Raw genomic sequence first — 18,347 nt, forward strand, 5'->3', positions numbered from 1 at the left:
ACTCCTACTGATGAAGGGGGTTTTTTCAAAAAAATTATCCAATGTTTGAAATCCTAATATTAAAGCACCCAATAAAACACATCTGTTTTCTTAATTTATCATTAAAACATCTACAAACATAATTTAAAGATTGCATTTTACTTTAATGTTTGATACAATAAAAATAGGTCAATGGAAGTGGCTGAGGTTTAAAAATAATTAATTTTAAGCTTAGGAAAGTCCATGTTAGCACATGCTGCGATTGCATGTAGTGTTTGTGTCTAAGGAATTAATAACTTAGAGTACTTCAAAAAGTAACGGCGTTTTTTAGCTCTAAGGATTGAGATAATTACATTATTTTAATCTATGAGATAAAAACTGAAAGTGTCACAGAGACGAGTTAATTAGAAATAATTAAGTGAAACGTGATAAACCCCTCAAGCTAACAACCCAAAATAATGGTAGGGGCATGCAAAGCGATTAAATGAAATTAGTTTTGCACTACTTATTAGTAGAAGATAAATAGCCACACTTGTTTAACAAGAACAGAACATGGCTTATGCACATTGACCTATTTTTATTAAATAATTTCAAAATCAATAAAGATTATTTGTTTGTCATTATATTTATTATTTGGTATATCTATATTTTGGTAAGAATTATAATTAATATTAATTTATATTATTCATTTATAATTATTGTATTTTTATTTGTTTTTAAGTAATTTAGAAATTATCAATTCCTTTTATTATAAATAAAAAAGCCAAACTGAAAAGTTTGGCTTTCATTTTCTTTATGCTTTTATATTGTGATATTTCTTGAAAGATATTAAAATAAGTAAAGAAAACAATTCATTTATTTTTTTTGATTTTTGATTTTATAAATTAAAATGAGTAAAAAAGCAAATATTAGACCAGTTATAATTATTATAATTTTATAAAAAATTATTGAATTTGTTTTAGTAGTTTGAGTTCTTGGAGGTGTGCTTATTTCTTGTTGATAGTTAATTTCTAGGTCAATTATGCCTTCATATTCGTGATATTTGTCTTCGTTTATTAAATCGTATTCTATTCTACAAAAATTATTACTGCCATCTTTGTTTTTGGTAAATTGAAAATCTTTAGGTAAAAATTTATTTTGGAGTTGAGGATTTTTTTGCCAAATAGCTTCACATATTAATTGTTTTCTTTGTTCCTCAGTAATATTGGGTGTTATTTGTATTGTTCCTAAATGATTATTTGTAATAATTTCATCTAAGTTTATCATTTTTTTAGTAAAATTGAATTCTATTTTATTACCCAATATATCTTCAATTTGAAAACTGCCTTTCCATTGCATTTCTTCTGGATTTTGTGTTTGTGCTTCATATTTTTCTTCTAATTGTTCGCTTGCTATTTCAAAATCATCACTTTCTATTTGGATGTTTGATTCTTTATTTATTTCTTTAAGTATGCCATTTAAAGCGATTATAATATCTTGTTTGGTTAATTGATTATTTTGTTTATAATAACTAAAATCATTGATTGTTCTTTTTTGTGGGGGAAATAATTGTTCAAAATTTTTGGAGTTCTTTAAATTTTTTGAAGGTGGATTATTTATCATTTGGGGGGGTTGTTGTGCGTTATTTGCATTTTTTTTAACCCCTATTCCATTTTCCTCTTCTTGTATGTTTTCTAGTTGTTGTTTTTTTACAGCATAAATACTAATTTGATTGCAAAAATGTATGCCCAATAAAATCATGAATAAAATTAAAGTAAGGTATTTGGGAAACAAACTCATAATTGCTTTGCTTTTGTTTTTCATATTACAAATATTTTACTTTTCTATAAATATTAAAGGGTTTAAAAAATACCCCATTAAAATATTACATTATAATTGTATTTTTTATGCAACATTTGTATTTATCACATTTTATTATTGTGCCTTTTTTAATAACTTTGCATCCCTTAATTTTGTTATACGCCCCAAATAAAAAAAGCTGAATTAAAATATTTTATCAAAAATTATTTTTTTGTTTTTTTGATGTTTAATTTTCACAATTTTATATTATAATATAATTATAATTATTTAAATATTTTGAGTCTTAACTCTAAACTCTTACTTCTATTATATTTAAAATATTTAAAAGCAACTACCAACTTTATAAGTTATTTATTTCTAAATTTATTAATTTTTCACAAATCACATATTATCCAAATAAGTAAGATATTAAATTAAAACTATATTTATTATTTATTTTTAATTATATATAATTTACATAATGGATACATTTTTATTTTGCAATGAATTCTAAATTTAAGACAAAAACTATTTTTTGCAATTGGATTTAAACAAGTAATACCTTATTTGTATAATGATTTATATAGTAACCCCCATTGTATTTAATTAAAATAATTATTTTTATAATATGTTTGCAATGTTTTAGAAAATAATAAGCATATTTTATGATTTATTATTGTGCTAATAGCCTCTTTGATTTAGTTCTTGGCCATAATAATTTTATGCAACCCCCCAACAACAAATTGAACGTTAATTATAATTTAGATTTGTTAATTATTGCAAGTTTTATCAATTTTACACCCTAAAGCCATATTTGTATCGTTTTTTAATAACTTTGGTATTAAATTATTATATTCACGCCTTTTCCTAAATATCTTAATTTATTTTTTGGACTTTCCCTTTTTTGTATTTGTGCAGGGTCATTTATACAAGGTATTGCAAAACAATTTCAAAAAATAACTTTCATAACATTTTGCATTAATTTATATTAAGATATAATAAATATCTTTAAAGTTGTAGTTTTTTTATAATGTAAATATGAAAAACATTTTAAAAAATAAAATCATAAATAATAAACTTGTTTGTAAAACATAAAATAAAAACATTTTATTACTAAAATTAACCCCCACAAACCCCTAATAAAAAATTAGTTCTTATTATAATTAAATATTTTGCTACTTTATTATAAATGTATAGCCACAGCTATATCAAAATTGAAATTTTTAATGATGGATTTTATAAAGAAATTCCAAAATCACTAATTTATAATTACATATTTTTAGATATTTTTTACAACATTGATTTTACAACATTGATTTTACAACATTGATTTTACAACATTGATTTTTTTTACCTCACAAAAAAGGCAAAAAAGGAGACTATAATTATGGATTTTTTTATTAAACATAAACAAAAAATAATCATTTTTCTTTTGGCAACAATAACAACGCTGATTTTATCTATTCCTTTTTTATCTTTGACAAAAGCCAAAAATGCCAAAAATGTTTCAAAAGATTTACAAATAGTAACGACTACTACCATGTTAAAAGATTTAGTCAAGCATTTAGTTGGTGATGTGTCAGAAGAAGAAAACGAAAACAAATATAACAAAATTAAATATATTCAAGTTGATTCTTTGATGGGAGTAGGAATTGATCCGCACAATTACAAAACCAAATTATCAGATCGCAAAAAAATTAAAGAAGCTGATTTAGTTGTGATTAATGGACTCCATTTGGAAGCTAAAATGGCAGAAGCCTTTCTGCTTTTAACGAATAATTCCTTTACAGTAGTGCAGTTAGATGAAACGAATACCGAAGTTATAAATCAAGAAGGCAAGGAGGATGAACGAATTAGAGAAGGAGATATTAAACGAGATGAAGATACTCATGGACCAGATCCTCATATTTGGTTTGATATAGATATTTGGATTAAAGTTTTACAACAATTAAAATACAAATTAAAAACAATATTAAGAAAAGATTCGCGTTTTCTTCCAAGTGATGTTGATAATTTAGAACACAATTGCCAAACATATGCACACAAATTAAAATTATTACATAAATATGTAGGCAAGAAATTTAAAGCATTAAAAGAACAATTTGTTTCTCAAGGCAAAATTTTTATTCTAGTTACTGCTCATGATGCTTTTTCTTATTTAGCTAGAAAATATGATTTCGAATTAAACCCAATTCAAGGAATTTCTACCCAAACAGAAGCCAGTATCAGCGATATTGAAGAATTAGCTAATAAACTGGTTAAAAACCAAGTAAAAGCTATTTTTGTAGAAAGTGCTTTTCCAGAAGGAACGCTTGATTCTCTTAAAGAATCTGTAAAAAGTAAAGGTCATAATATTAAAAAAAGTGATGAAGAATTATACGCTGATGCTTTGGGTTCAGAAAGTGAAGAGCCAATAGAATTTGAAGACGATAAAGATGCACAAGGAAATCCCACAAAATACAAACATTCCACTTATATTGGAGCTTTATTACACAATATTCACACAATAGAAAAAGAATTAAAACAATAACAACAATAACAAAGAAATAAGGAGATTATAATGAAAAAAGAAATAGCCATTAAAATTAGAGATCTAACTGTAGCTTATCATCTAAAACCAGTTTTGTGGGATATTGATTTAGATATTTATCAAAGCTCTTTGACAGCAATTTTGGGTCCTAATGGTGCTGGAAAATCTACTTTAATTAAAACCATTTTAGAATTAATTCCTAAAGTGTCTGGAGAAGTTTTATTTTATAATCAAAAATATGGGCAAGTAAGAAAAAAAGTAGCCTATGTACCACAAAGAAATTCAGTTGATTGGGATTTTCCAACTACTGTGTTTGATGTTGTTTTAATGGGGCGTTACGGACATTTAGGATGGTTTAAAAAACCAACTGCCAAAGATAAAGAAATAGTAATGCAATCTTTGGAAAAAACAGGAATGCAAGATCTTAAGGACCGTCAAATATCTGAACTTTCAGGCGGACAACAACAAAGAATTTTTTTAGCTCGTGCCTTAGCTCAACAAGGATATATTTATTTTATGGACGAGCCTTTTCAAGGAGTTGATGTCCAAACAGAAAAAAAAATTATTCAAGTTTTAAAAGATTTGCAAAAAGAAAATAAAACCATTATTGTAGTGCACCATGATTTAGAAACGGTGACTCAATATTTTGATCATGTAGTTTTGGTAAATGTACAAAAAATTGCAAGTGGCACTACGGATGAAGTTTTTAATCAAACTAATTTAACTAAAACTTTTCAAAATAAACAATTAAAAAAAGATATTCATAATTTGCAAACCCCAAAGATAATTAAATAAAAAGAATCAAAATAAAATTAAATATAAATGATTAAAATAAATAATCATATAATAAAAAGAATAAAATTAAATATAGATAAGAAAGGATTAAATATGTTTACTTTAGAATTTAATTATACTGTTGTTAAAGTGCTTTTAGCAGCTAGCTTTTTAGGATTTACATCAGGTATTTTAGGTGTTCTTATTATCCTGAAAAAACAAGCCTTAATTGGAGATGTTCTTTCGCACACCGCTTTGCCAGGAATTACCTTAGTTTATCTTTTTGCTCGTAGTACAGATATTTGGGTTTTATGGCTGGGTGCTATTCTTGCCTCGTTTGTTACTTTGCTTTTGGTGGAAATTATTAAAAAATATTCCAAAATTAAATCAGATACAGTCTTATCGTTAGTGCTTGCTTCTTTTTTTGGTCTTGGGAATGTTTTAATTGCCATTGCTCAAAATACTGGTGAGGATAATAAAATAGCTACTTTGGAAAAATTTATCTTAGGACAAATCGCTTTAGTAACTGAATTAGATATGATTTCTACTGGCATTATGGCTTTAATTACTTTAGTTGTGGTAGTTGGCTTGTGGAAAGAATTTAAAATCTATATTTTTGATGATAAGTTTGCCCAAAGTATAGGATTTAATACTAAAATTATGGCTTTTATTCTTAATTTCTTATTAATTGGAGTAGTAGTTATTAGTTTAAAAATTATTGGTATTATTTTGACAAGTGCCTTTTTGATTATGCCAGGAGTAATTGCTCGTCAATTTAGTGATAGATTTGTCACTAATGTTATTGTTGCTTCCATTGTTACTTTTTTTTCTAGTTTGATTGGAGTTTTTATAAGTAACAATATACAAGATATGCCAACAGGACCAATTATTATTGTTATCACTACTTTATTTATTGCTGTTTCCTTGTTGTTTTCTCCTAAATATGGAGTTATTAGTAGATATGTGCAAAAAATTAAATATCAAAAAAAGATTAAAAAATTTCGTCAACTTATTCATCTTTATTATGAACAAGAAGAAAATCATATTTTAAGTTTGCCAATAATTCAAATAGAAACTTTTTTATGGAAGGAAAAATATTTAATGTTACAAAATCAAAAAGCCCAATTAACACCTAAAGGAATTAAATTAGTTGAAAATTTAATTGATGGCATTGTTTAATGATAAGTTTTATAAATAATGTTGTTTGTGGCTTTGAACTAGATGTTTTTTTAGTTATTTTATTTTGTTCTTTGACTTTGTCTAGTTTAGGAGTTTTTTTAGTATTGAAAAAGTCTTCTATGGTAGTTGATGCTATGGGTCATAGTGTTTTATTAGGGATAGTTGTAGCTTTTTTGGTAGTTAAAAATATTAATTCTCCTCTTTTAATTATGGGAGCTGCTTTAGTAGGTGTGCTTACAGCTTATATGGTAGAACTTTTAGGCAAACATTCTAAAGTTACTAAAGATGCTTCTATTGGGATTGTGTTTACTTTTTTCTTTTCGATAGCTATTATTTTGATAAGTCTTTATACAAGGCACGAACATTTAGATACTGATGCTGTTTTTTTAGGCAATATTGAACTTACCCACATTAAACAACTCAAAAAAATTATTCCTCTTTTATGTCTTAATTTGTTGTTTGTTCTTTTCTTTTATAAAGAATTAAAAATCTATATTTTTGATCCTAATCTTGCTGTAATCCTAGGATTTTCCATTACTTTAATTAATTATTTATTGATGTTTTTAGTTTCTATGACAGCTGTTATTTCTTTTGATGTAGTTGGTTCTATTATGGTAATTTCTTGTATGATTGGACCTGCTGCTATATCTCTTTTAGTTACCAAGAATCTATGTAATAGTTTTTTACTTTCTTTATGGCTTGCATTTGTGAATTCCAGCCTTGGTTATTATTTGGCAATTGGACTTAATTTACCAGTATCAGGACTAATTGCTTTTATTAATTTAGTTAACTTTTTGCTCTTTTTCTTTTTAGCCCCCAAAACTGGAATTGTTGCTAAGATGATTAAAAATAATTTGCAAAAAAAAGAATTTATGATTATTTCTTTACTAATGCATCTCAAAAATAACCAAGATCAATTGAAAAAAAATCATTTTCAAGAGATTTATAAAGATCTAAAATGGTCTTTATCTCGTTATAATAAATGTCTTAACAATGCTTTTAAAAAAGGCTATATTCAAATAAAGAACAATCAAGTAATACTAAATGATTCGGGAAATTATATTTTAGAAGAAAAAATTGCTCTTTGGATATAAAAACTTACACCCAAAAAACCTACTTTAATAAAGTGGGTTTTTATCATATTTAAAGAATTTCAAAAAACACTTAAATAAAAAACCCCCTAAATCCCCTAAAGGGTATTTTTAGCTTGCCAACATCACAAATTTGCTTTTGTTTTATAAAATTAAGTTATAATATAAATAAGGTAGTATTTATAATTATATAGAAATTAGAAATAACATTTTACTATTTTATATTTAGACTTTATTATAGTCAAAAACATCATGAATTATCTTTAACTATGCATCTCAAAAACCTAACTATCCAAAAAATTAATTTATTTGATTTAACTTAGAAAAAAATAAATTAAATTACAATAAAATATCTTATCATAACATTTAATTTAATACTTAAATGTCCTATAAAGCTAAGGAGTAAAACGATGAAATTTATAGGTAAAAAAATATTATGTTTAGCATTAATATTAAATTTAGTTATTTTTTTTATTTTTATAGTTTTTAATGTTTGTAGTTTTAGTTTTTTTAAGAATAAAAATTCTTATTTTAATAATAATTTTGTTTATGCACAAAAAGAAGAAAGTGCAAATGAGGGGAATAATAAAAATCAAAATGATGCAAAAGATAATCAATTAAACAAACCAAAAGAAGAAAACCAAGAAGGATGGGGTTCTTGGTTGTGGAATATAACCAAAGCAGCTGGATCATCTATTTATAATAAATTGGCAGAAACCAAAACCCCTAAAAATATTGACACACAATTATTAAATCAAATACAAGAAGAAATAACTGCCATCGAAAACACAAAAGAACAAATTAAAGAATTAACTCAACAAAACGAAATATTAAAAAATATTTTAGAATCTGATGAAGCATATCAAAAAGCAGAACAACAATATAAAGAAGTAGAAAACAATTTAAAAGAAAATAAGTTTCAAGATGTTTCCAATTTATTAAAACCTTCTAAAAGTTGGTGGCAATCTTTTAAAAGTTTTTTTCCTTTTTTGGATAATCAAACTCCTCAACCCTTAAAAGAAGCTTATAAAACTGCGTTGGATAATTTACAAAAAGTTCAACAAGTGAAAGAAGATTTGGATAAATTACAAAACCCTGAAGATAAACAAGAAAAACCCTCCCTTTGGGCATCTATTCAAGATAAAATTAATAATTTTTGGCCTTCTGCTAATGCTGATGTTGCTCCTTCATCTTTAAACATAGATCCCCAAGAAGAAATCTCTACTATTAGAAATTTTTTCAATAATCATAAATTTGCAACTAAACTTCTTGGTTTGTGTTTAGGAGAAAAAAGTAATGATGTTTCTTTAATAGCTTCTAATTTAACTCGTATATTAGCTAAATATTTAGGAAACGAAGCCAAAAAAGAAGTTACAAAAGAATTTGCAGATGTTAAAAGAACTTTTCCTGAAAAATTAAAACAAGGGGTTAAAGACAATATATTTGAAGTCATTACTGCTGCTGTTGCTTTTACTTCTTTAGTTGTTGCATTTCTTTATTGGTTCATAGTTAAAAAAATTAAAAAACATCAAATTAAAAAACCACAACTAAGTAAAAAAGTTGCCTTAAATACAACAAACGAAAAATAAAAAGGATATTAATTTTATGCTAAAAATCAACCATTTATTTAAAAAAATTCAAAATACAGAAGTTCTTGAAAATGTTTCTTTTCAATTACCTCAAAAAGGATTAGTGTTTATTACTGGTAAATCAGGTTCTGGTAAATCCACTTTATTGAATCTTATAGGAGGGCTTGACAAACCTACTAAAGGAAATATTACAGTTTTAGGACGCAACATTAATGAATTTGTTTCATTTGAACTAGATGCTTATCGCAATTATTTTTTAGGATTTGTTTTTCAAGAATATAATTTATTAGATAATTTAACAGTTTTTGAAAATATTCAAATGGCCTGCGAACTACAATCAAAACCAGTAGACAATTGGAAAATGCAACAAATATTAAAACAAGTAGAATTGGATGGTCTAGAAACTCGCTATCCTAATCAACTTTCAGGCGGACAAAAACAAAGAGTAAGTATTGCTCGTGCTTTAATTAAAAATCCTAAAATGATTTTGGCAGACGAACCTACTGGTAATTTAGATGAAAAAACAGGACAAAAAATCTTTGAATGTTTAAAACAAATATCAAAAGATACCTTAGTTGTTGTAGTTTCTCACGATAAACAAAGTGCTTATAAATATGCAGACCGCATCATTGAATTTGTTGATGGTAAAATTGCAAAAGACCTTATTAAAAAAGCAACTAAAACTTCTACTGATAAAACCCAAATATTACAAAATAAAACTTATACCCAAGAAGAAGTTGTTAATTTATTAAAACAAAAAAATAATGTTATGGAACTAGATTTTGCACCTACTTTGGCAAATGAAAATTATAATTATCAACACCAATCAATTCATTTGCCTTTAGTACAAACTCCTCATCTTTCCAAACAAACAGCTCTTTTAGTAACTAAAAATATTTTAAAAAATAATAAGAAATTAGCTTTTAAAATCATTTCTACATCTAGTAATGGTTCTTTATTCTTAACTCTTTCTTTTTTATTTTTTTTCAATATGTTTCTGTGGATTTGTAATTTAGGTTATGTAACACCAGAAAGTCAAGCCAAAAACAAGACATTTTGGTGGATATTAGCACCTTTATTATTTCACATATATTTTTTAGGTATATCTTTTTATCAAATGATTATTCATATGAGAAATATTATCACTTTAAAAAACAAAGATATTGGTATTCTAAAATCTTTAGGGGCTTCTGATCAGGATATTCACAAAATATTTCATCATTTAAATATAAAATTAACTATTATTCAATTTTTGGGGATTCCTTTATTCTTTTTTATATTTGTTTTATTAATGGTGATATCGGCTTCTTTGAAAGGCAAATTAGAATTATTTTTAACGTTTTTGCCCAAGCTTTGCTCATTTTTAAAAGCAATCGTACCTCTTTATTTATTTTTGTCAAATATAGTTTTATTTTTTGTTTTAGCTTTTGCTTATCCTTTTTTCTTAAATTATGTTTCAACCAAAAAGCAATTAAAAAAAGTCTTAAAACAAAATCCTTTAACTATTATTTTAACTGTTCCAAAAGCATAATTTTTTTTGAACTATTTCATTTGTTCAACATTAAGACAATCAAATTTGAATATAATATTTAAGATCAACTATGACAAAAGTTGGTCTTTTTTTTATTTTGTTGACTAAATTGCTATCATTTTCATGCATTTCCAAAGTTATTTATATATAATAAATTTCTAAAACATTTTAACAATAACCAAAATCAATCATCAACTAAAAATTACTAAAAAATATTATTTTATTTTACTGCTTTTGTTGTATAATCTAATTAGATAATGAAAATTTTATTTACTGCAATCTATCTATTTTAATTTATGAAAAAATTTAAATTACAGGTTTTGCAACGCTTTAACCATTATTAAGAATATTATGAATTTATTTTTTATTTATACTATCGATTAAAATATTTCTAATAACTACATTGCTATTCAAATTCTCAAATTTAAATAAATTATTTATTTGCTTGAAAAAGGTTTTAAATTTATGCAAATTCCCAAAATTATTAAAATTGCAAGCCCTTTGCAATCAGTTGTAAATACCCTGAATAAAGCTAGTGATTTAGTCAAAAAAGACGGCATTGACCTCCAAGTCACTAAGGTAAATTATTACACAGAAGGAACAGATTTAATTTCTTCTGGTAAAGTTGATGGTATAATATATTTTAATATTCATGTTGTTAATTATCACAATGAAATTTTAAAAACTAACAATAAAGAAATGTTTGAATATGTTCAAGCCTTTTATTATTCTAAATACGGACTTTATATCAATAAAAACCGTAATCCCGTTTTGAAAGACTTAGAAGATGTCAAAAAACATTCTAATTTAAAAGTTCTTTTAGCTGTGGCTTTTTCTTATATTGGTCCTTGCGATACTCCTCGCTCTTTGGTTTTGTTAAATAAATTAGGTTTAATTAAAATTGATCCTAAAGTATTACAAGAAAAAAAGTTTGGTATTTCTTTTGCAGACATCCAAAATCCTTATAATTTAGAATTTATTAAGGCTTCTCAAACTCCTGATAAATTTGCTCAAAATCCCCAAAAATACGATCTTATGGTGAACTGGCCTGCCTTTATGAATCCTTATCCTGATTTTTTCCGCATCGGAGCTATCATTGAAGGCAACGAAGAACCAACAGATGATTTTATTGCCTCTTATGCTATTGGGCTTTCTTGTTTAAAAAGTCATAAAGATAGCGAACAGATAAAAACCTTTAAAGCCATTTTAAACAATCCTAAAGTAAAAGCATTTCATTTACAAGAAGGTGGTGTCCAACAAGACTATGTTATGGTCAAAGACCCAGAAAAAACTACTAAACACCTTAAAGAATTATGGCTACAACATTAAAATTTAAAATATGATAGTAAAAATATTTTAGTTTATTAATATTGTTATTTATTCAATTCTACAAACAACACTATTCCCAATCTAAAAACAACACCATTATAAAGCAAAAACAAAAAAGGAATTAACAATGGAACAAATAATTAAAATTGCAAGCCCTTTTCAAAGAGTTCTTGATGCTCTTGTTGAAATTAAAGATGATTTTTTGCAATACAACGCTAAATTAGAGATTTTAAGTGAACAAGAAGTTCAAATCCAATATCAATTGTCAGGTAATGAAGCCTTAAAACAAGGTTTGATTGACGCTAATATTGGTAATAATTTTCACACTATGCAAGGATATAATCAAATTTATAAAACCAAAGAAGGAACTTTGCCTTTAACAATGGTAAGCCCCTTATTTCATCCTAAATATGGATTATACATCCACAAAAAAAACACTCTAGGACTCAAAACTTTGGAAGATGTTAAAAAACACAAAAATTTACGTGTTTTGTACGCCCCTTTTAATGAATTGCATATAGCTCCTTGTGATTTTGCTCGCTCTTTATTTTTACTTAAAAAATTAGAACTAGTTGAAGTAAGCGAACAGACCATTAAAGAAAAAGGTTTTAATCTATCCTTAAAGGATGTCAAAAACATTTATGATTTTGAATTTATTAAAACTTCACATCTTTTAGAAATTTCTCAAAAATTTCAAGATACTCAAAAATATGATCTTGCAATTAATTGTCCTGGTATGATGAGAGATAGTAATTTTGTAAGAGTTGGTTCTATTGGTTTAGGAAAAGAAGAAAATATTGAACCCCAAGAAGATGTGTTTTTATCTTATGCTGTTATTTTAGCTGCTAAAACAGGAACTGAGACAAGCTCTAAAGTTACAATCCTTAAACAAGTTTTAAATGACATTCATTATAAAAAAGCACAATTTTTACAAGGTGGCATAACCCAGGATTATATTATGGTAAAAGACCAGAATGAGTTAAGAGAAAAAATTAAACAAAAATGGTTATAATCAAATTATTAACATATTTTGCATTATAAGCGCAAACCACAAGAAAGAAATAACCAAATGTTTGATCCTAAAAAACACGAAATAATTATGAAACATTATCACAATCCACAAAATCAAACTGATGCTAAACTCCCAGGATATATTCAATTTGAAAAACAAACTTCTTATTGTGGTGATAAAGTTATTATTCAATTAAAATGTGATAACAATAAAATTATAGATATTAAATATGAAGCTAATGCTTGTTCTATTTGTGTTGCTTCTGCCAGTGTTATGTCATTTTATTTGCAACATTTAACCAAATCACAAGCCTTAAATAAAACTAATCATTTTATGGCTATGGTTCAAAATCAAACTTATGATGATGATTTGCTTAATTCAGCTCTAAAAGCATTTGATATAGTTTATCAATTGCCAGGTAAAATTAATTGTGTTTTATTGCCTTGGCAAACTTTGCAAGAATTCTTACTTGAATAATTTATTACAAAACTTTTAATATTTGATATTATACAAAAATAAAATAGATAATAAATAATATAAATAAATTTAGAAAATAACTATTTTTTGTAATTAAAAAAATTATTCATCATCATTATTTTGATTTAAATCTAATGATTTATAAAACCCTTTTTTTTCTAAAACAGGGATAGGTTCTGTAAATTTTTGGGTATCGGTTTTTTTTAAAAATTCTTGTAAAGATGTTAATTTACAATCAATATTATCTAAATACCAAAGTAAAAGAGCTTCTCCTATTTTTGGTCTTTTGGCAGCTCCATGTTCTAAAAGTCCATGATGAGAAATTAACATATGTTTTAATAATAACACTTCTTCTTTATCTTGAAAACCCAATAATTGGGCTTCTTTTTCCACTTCACAAGCACCCATGACTAAATGACCTAATAGCAAACCTTTGGGTGTATAATTTTTTTGTTCTAAATCTAGTTCTTTAATTTTTTCCATGTCATGTAAAATAGTACCTGCAAATAGTAAATCACTATTGATAAAAGGATAAATTTTTAAAAGAGAGTCTGCCATTTTTAACATAGTTAAAGTATGATAACCAAGTCCACCATAATAATTGTGATGAATTTTTAACGCTGCTTTGGAAATTAAAAATTTATTTTTGTTTTTGTAATATAAATTATAAGTAATTTGTTTTAAGATTTTATTTTTTATTTTATTTAAATAGCTTTCTAACTCGTCTTTTACTATTGCAAAAGAAATAGGAGAACATTCATAAAAAGTTAAATAAATTTCGTACAAAGTTTTCATATCTAATACATTATAAGCTAAATTATATGTTTGATTCATCAAAATAATTTCTTCATTTTTGAGAAGACAAATAGTTTTGAAATGATATATTTGTCCTTGGATAGGTGGTTTGGTTCGAGGTTCTAATTTGATGTTAATATCGCTTTTATCTTGTAATTGCAAGGTGATATTATAAAAATGAAGTCCTTGATTGATGCTTGTGACTTTGCCTGTAAAAAAGTTGATTTGTCCTTTTTGATATTTCGGTAAGTTGTTGGTTTGGTTTTTTTTCATACGTTTGTTTCCTATTGGTCTAGATTGTGATTGATAAAAATATATTGATGAAGGTTGTTTGTAAATGGGAAATAGTGAGTTTGAATTATTACATTTGTAAACAAAAAAATAAATTGATGTTTATAATTTTGTTAATACACAATTAAGTTCATATTGTTTATTTTTTTATTCTTTATCTAGGGTTTGATTTTGGCTAAGTACAAAATTAATTAATTGTTCTTTGATGTTGGGTATTTCTTTGTTAAGTACTTTGGTAATTAATTGTTTTTGTGTATGTTTAATCCATGTTCCTTTGGGCTTATGGGGTAATTGTTTTAAGACTTCTTGCCAATTAAAATTAAGTTCAGTAATTGTTTTTATTGGTAAATGTTGATAAATATATTGTATTTTGGCTGCTTCATAAGGTTCTTTTTGTAAAAGATAATTAATTTGATTAGCTAGGAGACAATTTTTTAATCCATGTTTAAATAAATTAAAAGTAATATTTTCCCAAAGATATAAACTTAAAGAGGCAATGTTTTGGTAGCTTTTTTTCTTTTGTTTGGTAAAAGGAAAAGATGTAAGGATTTTGTTTTTTAGTAAAAGTGAAATTGACCAAAAAATTCTTCTTTTTAATTTGTGGTGTGCTTGAATGTATTTAATTTGATTTTCATGTAGATAACCTAAACAAAGAATACTTTGTTCTAGTTGGGGTAAAAATAGATGGGTTTTGGTTTCTATCATAGTTTTAAAAGTTTGGTGCCAGTTTTTGTGAGTTATTATTTTTTCGATGTGTTCATAGATTCTTTGAGAAGAAATTTTAGCTAATAAATGGTTTTTTTGGATGATAGCTTTTTTGGTTTTTTTTTCTATGCAAAAACCTAGTTTAGATTGAAAATAAAAAGCTCTTAAAATTCTTAAAGGATCTTCTTGGAATCTAATAAAAGGGTCTTTGATAGTGCGAATTAATCTTTTTTTTAAATCTTTTTTCCCTTGTTTTTCGGGTGTGAAATCAAATATTTTACCAGTTTCATCCATTAAAAGAGCATTAATAGTAAAATCACGTCTTAAAAGGTCTTGATGGATGTTTTTAGTTAAAAAAATTTCACTAGGGTGGCGATAGTCTTTGTAAGTGCCTTCTTTTCTGTAAGTAGTAATTTCGAAAAGATAATTTTCAAAAGTTATTTTAAGGCTATCATAATAAATTTGTATTTGGTTTGTTTTTTCTGGGCATAAAAGGAGTTTTATTTGTTGGGGATCGGCGTTAGTAGTTATGTCGATGTCTTCGTTAGCATTTATTTTGAGTAAATAATCTCTGACAGTACCACCAACAATAAAGGCTTCGAAGCCTTTTGTTTTTAAGATAGTAATTATTTTTTGAGCTATTTTTAGTTGATTGGAATGTTTCATATTTTTGGTTTTTTTAGTAATATTTCTAATTTTTTTATTTTGTTTGTTAAAGTTTTGTTTTTTCATTAGTACGTTTTATTATTTATTTTTTGGTAAATATTTGTAAATATTAGTAATTTTATTATTAGTGTTTATTTGTGATTTTAATGTAGGTTCATTATTTAGGATGCGTCAATATATTAAAATAAAATTATTTTTTTTGAAAATAAAAGACCATCGGTTTTGATGGTCTAATTGTATTGTGATAAGATTTGTTATTGTTTTGCTGAATTTGTTTTTATTGTTTTAATGGGGATAATAAATTATTTTTTTGATTCTTATTTTTTGAAAAAATTTTTGTAAAAGTTGTGTGCTTTCTTGAGCTAAAAGTCCTGATTGGATATTTAATTTATTCATAAAAGGCATATTTTTGATAGATAACATATCATTAAAAGAATATGATTTTTCCATGCTTGCGCCATAATAAAGATTTTTGATGCCTGTTTGTATGATAGCTCCTGTACACATTAAGCAAGGTTCTAAAGTTACATAAAGAGATACATCATTTAAAAAACGGCTGTTTATTTTTTTGCCTGCTTTTATGAGGGCTAAAAATTCAGCGTGTCCAAAAAATTTTTTTTTAGTGTTTCTGTTATTATGAGAACGTGCAATTATTTTTTGGTTTAAAACAGCGACAGCTCCGATGGGGACTTCTTCTTTGAGGTAGGCTTTTAAAGCTTCTTTTAAAGCTTCTTTCATAAAAAAAATATGTTGTTGTTTATTATTTTCCATATTTTAAGTGTTAATCCGCATTCCAAACGAATTATTGAGATGAATTATTTTAGTGGAGTTATTTAGATTGGTCGGTGAAATTTTGCCAATTAATTTTTGTTTTATCAATATCTGCTAAACAATGGTGTTTGCGACAACGAGGTTCATGGCATTCTTTTCCACCTACCAAAATCACAGGTTCATTGCTTTGAGCAGGTTTGCCGTTAATTAATCTTTGAGTTCGGTTAGCTTTTTTCCCGCTGATAGCACAAATGGAAGTTAATTTAGTAACGGCGTCTGCAATTGCTAATAAATAAGGCATTGGTCCGAATGGTTTTCCGCAAAAATCAAGTTCTAAACCTGATATAATAACTTCAATATTGCAGTTAGCTAAATAATCTACAATAGCGATAATGTCGTTATCTAAAAATTGGGATTCATCTATTATGACAACATCAATTTCGGGAGTAATAAACGCGAGAATGTCTTTGCTTTTGTCAATTAAAATAGCAGGAATAGTGTTGCGATTGTGAGAAATTATCTCTTCTTTAACAGAATAACGGTCATCTATTCGTGGTTTAAAGGATAAAATTTTTTTGTTGAGTTGTAATGCTTGATTGCTTCGTTGAATTAATGCTTCTGTTTTTCCTGCAAACATTGGTCCACAAATAACTTCAATAAAACCTTGCCCTTGTTCTTTTTGGGTCATTCTTTTTGAACTCCTTTATAAATAAGATAATTTGAATTAATTTTTTTGGTTTTTGTGGTGTGATAGTTGGTCCAAAAGAACTTTTAGAAGGCGATTTGCTATTTTATTTTAAATATTTGGTGATAAGGCTAAGTATTTAATTTTTGAATTTATTATTTATTTTTATTCTTGTTCTTTGGTGGTTTCTTTTTGTTTATCAGCATTTGAAGAAACTGTTTTAATTTTTTGTTCTTGGGTAATTCCATAACGTTTGTTAAATTTGTCAACTGGACCTGCTTTAACTACAAAAGTTTGGGCGCCAGTGTAAAAAAGGTGGCAATTAGAACAAGTTTCTATTTTGATGCTAGTAACTGTGGTGCCAATTAGGTGTTGTTTGCCACAAGTTGCACAAGATACTTCCACTGTTTCAAATTGAGGGTGAATATTTGCTTTCATGCATTTAGAGCTCCTTTTTTGATTTTATTTTTTATTTTGTTATGTGTTATGCGATGTGTTTTGTGTTTTATTATTTATTTTTTTTATTGGCTTTTTGATCCTTGGATTTCTTATTTTTGAGAAAATCAGAAAATATAAAAAATAAGAAATCCAAGATTTTTTAGGCTCTTTGTAATTTGAGTTTTTTTAAAGCCCTAGCAGAGATTTTTACTTTTTGAACCTTGCCGTTTTCGTCAACAATTTTTACGTTTTGTAAGTTGGCTTTCCAAATTCTTTTAGTTGCGTTCATAGCGTGGCTACGACGATTACCAAAAAGGGTGGTTTTTCCAGTGATATAACATTTACTCATTGTTTTTCTCCTTTATTAATTACAGTATATAAATTATTATATCATAATAAGGTTTTATTTGGATGATGTTTTTTTACTTTTTTAAAAATAAATTTATTGTTGTTTGTTTAGTTCGGGATAATTTTATATCGAGTATAGGGATTGATTTTAATTGCAATATTATTTTATTTGATTTTTTTGTGTTATTATATTTGTATATTTATTTTAAATCTAATAAAATAATATTGCAAATCTCATCTATAATCAAATATTTATTATTTAAAGATAAAAGAGACTAGTTTTTACTATTTTTTGTGTCATATTTTTGGTTTTGCACCTCGATTTTATCACTTTTTGCCCCTTCATGCATCTTAATTGTTGCATTAATAAAGCTAAGT

General features: G+C 26.0%; 16 protein-coding genes and 1 other RNA gene. 10 read left to right on the forward strand and 7 right to left on the reverse strand.

Annotation, left to right across the window (positions count from 1 at the left end):
• Positions 1-170 precede the first annotated feature (170 nt).
• Positions 171-544, forward strand: an RNA gene (rnpB, locus tag N747_RS03685) — RNase P RNA component class B.
• Between the two features lie 290 nt (positions 545-834).
• On the opposite strand, the gene N747_RS0100135 is transcribed toward rnpB, so the two are convergent.
• On the reverse strand, positions 835-1,782 hold the full coding sequence (locus N747_RS0100135; protein WP_024563308.1) for a hypothetical protein: 948 nt from the start codon (positions 1,780-1,782) through the stop codon (positions 835-837).
• Positions 1,783-3,145: 1,363 nt separating this feature from the next.
• Between N747_RS0100135 and N747_RS0100145 the strand changes: the two genes are divergently transcribed.
• From N747_RS0100145 to N747_RS0100185, 9 genes are all read left to right on the forward strand, one after another.
• Entirely contained in the window at positions 3,146-4,288 is a 1,143-nt protein-coding gene (locus N747_RS0100145) for a metal ABC transporter solute-binding protein, Zn/Mn family (RefSeq protein ID WP_024563309.1), read from the forward strand.
• Between the two features lie 30 nt (positions 4,289-4,318).
• On the forward strand, positions 4,319-5,083 hold the full coding sequence (locus tag N747_RS0100150) for a metal ABC transporter ATP-binding protein (protein WP_024563310.1): 765 nt from the start codon (positions 4,319-4,321) through the stop codon (positions 5,081-5,083).
• Between the two features lie 93 nt (positions 5,084-5,176).
• Positions 5,177-6,241 carry a metal ABC transporter permease gene (locus tag N747_RS0100155; RefSeq protein WP_024563311.1) on the forward strand — a complete coding sequence of 355 codons (1,065 nt, stop codon included), beginning with the start codon at positions 5,177-5,179 and terminating at the stop codon, positions 6,239-6,241.
• The gene (locus tag N747_RS0100160) at positions 6,241-7,335 is read left to right on the forward strand and encodes a metal ABC transporter permease (RefSeq protein ID WP_024563312.1); all 1,095 of its coding nucleotides are present in this window, start codon (positions 6,241-6,243) and stop codon (positions 7,333-7,335) included. The genes N747_RS0100155 and N747_RS0100160 overlap by 1 nt, the downstream gene beginning before the upstream one ends.
• Positions 7,336-7,742: 407 nt before the next feature.
• A complete protein-coding gene (locus N747_RS0100165; protein ID WP_024563313.1) occupies positions 7,743-8,921 on the forward strand; it encodes a serpin family protein in 1,179 nt (392 codons plus the stop codon).
• Positions 8,922-8,937: 16 nt separating this feature from the next.
• Positions 8,938-10,452, forward strand: coding sequence for an ABC transporter ATP-binding protein (locus N747_RS0100170; protein WP_024563314.1), 1,515 nt, complete (start codon positions 8,938-8,940; stop codon positions 10,450-10,452).
• A 465-nt stretch (positions 10,453-10,917) separates the two neighbouring features.
• Positions 10,918-11,781, forward strand: coding sequence for a MetQ/NlpA family ABC transporter substrate-binding protein (locus tag N747_RS0100175; RefSeq protein WP_029783855.1), 864 nt, complete (start codon positions 10,918-10,920; stop codon positions 11,779-11,781).
• A gap of 127 nt (positions 11,782-11,908) precedes the next feature.
• Positions 11,909-12,793, forward strand: a complete 885-nt coding sequence (locus N747_RS0100180) for a type 2 periplasmic-binding domain-containing protein (RefSeq protein WP_024563316.1) — start codon at positions 11,909-11,911, stop codon at positions 12,791-12,793.
• A gap of 57 nt (positions 12,794-12,850) precedes the next feature.
• The gene (locus N747_RS0100185; RefSeq protein WP_024563317.1) at positions 12,851-13,270 is read left to right on the forward strand and encodes an iron-sulfur cluster assembly scaffold protein; all 420 of its coding nucleotides are present in this window, start codon (positions 12,851-12,853) and stop codon (positions 13,268-13,270) included.
• 102 nt (positions 13,271-13,372) lie between these two features.
• Here the strand turns inward: N747_RS0100185 and N747_RS0100190 are convergent, their stop codons facing one another.
• The 6 genes from N747_RS0100190 to rpmB all read right to left on the reverse strand — a co-directional run bounded on the left by N747_RS0100190 (position 13,373) and on the right by rpmB (position 17,970).
• Positions 13,373-14,338, reverse strand: coding sequence for an HD domain-containing protein (locus N747_RS0100190; protein ID WP_024563318.1), 966 nt, complete (start codon positions 14,336-14,338; stop codon positions 13,373-13,375).
• 165 nt (positions 14,339-14,503) lie between these two features.
• The gene (locus tag N747_RS0100195) at positions 14,504-15,793 is read right to left on the reverse strand and encodes a CCA tRNA nucleotidyltransferase (RefSeq protein WP_024563319.1); all 1,290 of its coding nucleotides are present in this window, start codon (positions 15,791-15,793) and stop codon (positions 14,504-14,506) included.
• Positions 15,794-16,012: 219 nt separating this feature from the next.
• Positions 16,013-16,498, reverse strand: a complete 486-nt coding sequence (locus tag N747_RS0100200) for a nucleoside deaminase (protein ID WP_024563320.1) — start codon at positions 16,496-16,498, stop codon at positions 16,013-16,015.
• 58 nt (positions 16,499-16,556) lie between these two features.
• Positions 16,557-17,186 (reverse strand): thymidine kinase, encoded by a 630-nt coding sequence (locus N747_RS0100205; RefSeq protein WP_024563321.1) that lies wholly within the window; start codon positions 17,184-17,186, stop codon positions 16,557-16,559.
• A 162-nt stretch (positions 17,187-17,348) separates the two neighbouring features.
• Positions 17,349-17,621, reverse strand: a complete 273-nt coding sequence (rpmE, locus tag N747_RS0100210; protein WP_024563322.1) for a 50S ribosomal protein L31 — start codon at positions 17,619-17,621, stop codon at positions 17,349-17,351.
• 160 nt (positions 17,622-17,781) lie between these two features.
• Complete coding sequence (gene rpmB, locus N747_RS0100215) at positions 17,782-17,970, reverse strand: 50S ribosomal protein L28 (protein WP_011160481.1); 189 nt, start codon at positions 17,968-17,970, stop codon at positions 17,782-17,784.
• Positions 17,971-18,347 lie beyond the last annotated feature (377 nt).

Source organism: Candidatus Phytoplasma tritici (genome assembly GCF_000495255.1).
In the GTDB taxonomy this organism is placed as follows: domain Bacteria; phylum Bacillota_I; class Bacilli_A; order Acholeplasmatales; family Acholeplasmataceae; genus Phytoplasma; species Phytoplasma tritici.

Bases quoted from the DNA above. Each gene is read 5' to 3' on its own strand.
- N747_RS0100190 (WP_024563318.1), bottom strand. From the start codon at position 14,338: ATGAAAAAAAACCAAACCAACAACTTACCGAAATATCAAAAAGGACAA.
- N747_RS0100200 (WP_024563320.1), bottom strand. From the start codon at position 16,498: ATGGAAAATAATAAACAACAACATATTTTTTTTATGAAAGAAGCTTTA.
- N747_RS0100185 (WP_024563317.1), top strand. From the start codon at position 12,851: ATGTTTGATCCTAAAAAACACGAAATAATTATGAAACATTATCACAAT.
- N747_RS0100175 (WP_029783855.1), top strand. From the start codon at position 10,918: ATGCAAATTCCCAAAATTATTAAAATTGCAAGCCCTTTGCAATCAGTT.
- N747_RS0100150 (WP_024563310.1), top strand. From the start codon at position 4,319: ATGAAAAAAGAAATAGCCATTAAAATTAGAGATCTAACTGTAGCTTAT.
- N747_RS0100160 (WP_024563312.1), top strand. From the start codon at position 6,241: ATGATAAGTTTTATAAATAATGTTGTTTGTGGCTTTGAACTAGATGTT.
- rpmE (WP_024563322.1), bottom strand. From the start codon at position 17,621: ATGAAAGCAAATATTCACCCTCAATTTGAAACAGTGGAAGTATCTTGT.
- N747_RS0100165 (WP_024563313.1), top strand. From the start codon at position 7,743: ATGAAATTTATAGGTAAAAAAATATTATGTTTAGCATTAATATTAAAT.
- N747_RS0100195 (WP_024563319.1), bottom strand. From the start codon at position 15,793: ATGAAAAAACAAAACTTTAACAAACAAAATAAAAAAATTAGAAATATT.
- rpmB (WP_011160481.1), bottom strand. From the start codon at position 17,970: ATGAGTAAATGTTATATCACTGGAAAAACCACCCTTTTTGGTAATCGT.
- N747_RS0100170 (WP_024563314.1), top strand. From the start codon at position 8,938: ATGCTAAAAATCAACCATTTATTTAAAAAAATTCAAAATACAGAAGTT.
- N747_RS0100180 (WP_024563316.1), top strand. From the start codon at position 11,909: ATGGAACAAATAATTAAAATTGCAAGCCCTTTTCAAAGAGTTCTTGAT.
- N747_RS0100205 (WP_024563321.1), bottom strand. From the start codon at position 17,186: ATGACCCAAAAAGAACAAGGGCAAGGTTTTATTGAAGTTATTTGTGGA.
- N747_RS0100135 (WP_024563308.1), bottom strand. From the start codon at position 1,782: ATGAAAAACAAAAGCAAAGCAATTATGAGTTTGTTTCCCAAATACCTT.
- N747_RS0100155 (WP_024563311.1), top strand. From the start codon at position 5,177: ATGTTTACTTTAGAATTTAATTATACTGTTGTTAAAGTGCTTTTAGCA.
- N747_RS0100145 (WP_024563309.1), top strand. From the start codon at position 3,146: ATGGATTTTTTTATTAAACATAAACAAAAAATAATCATTTTTCTTTTG.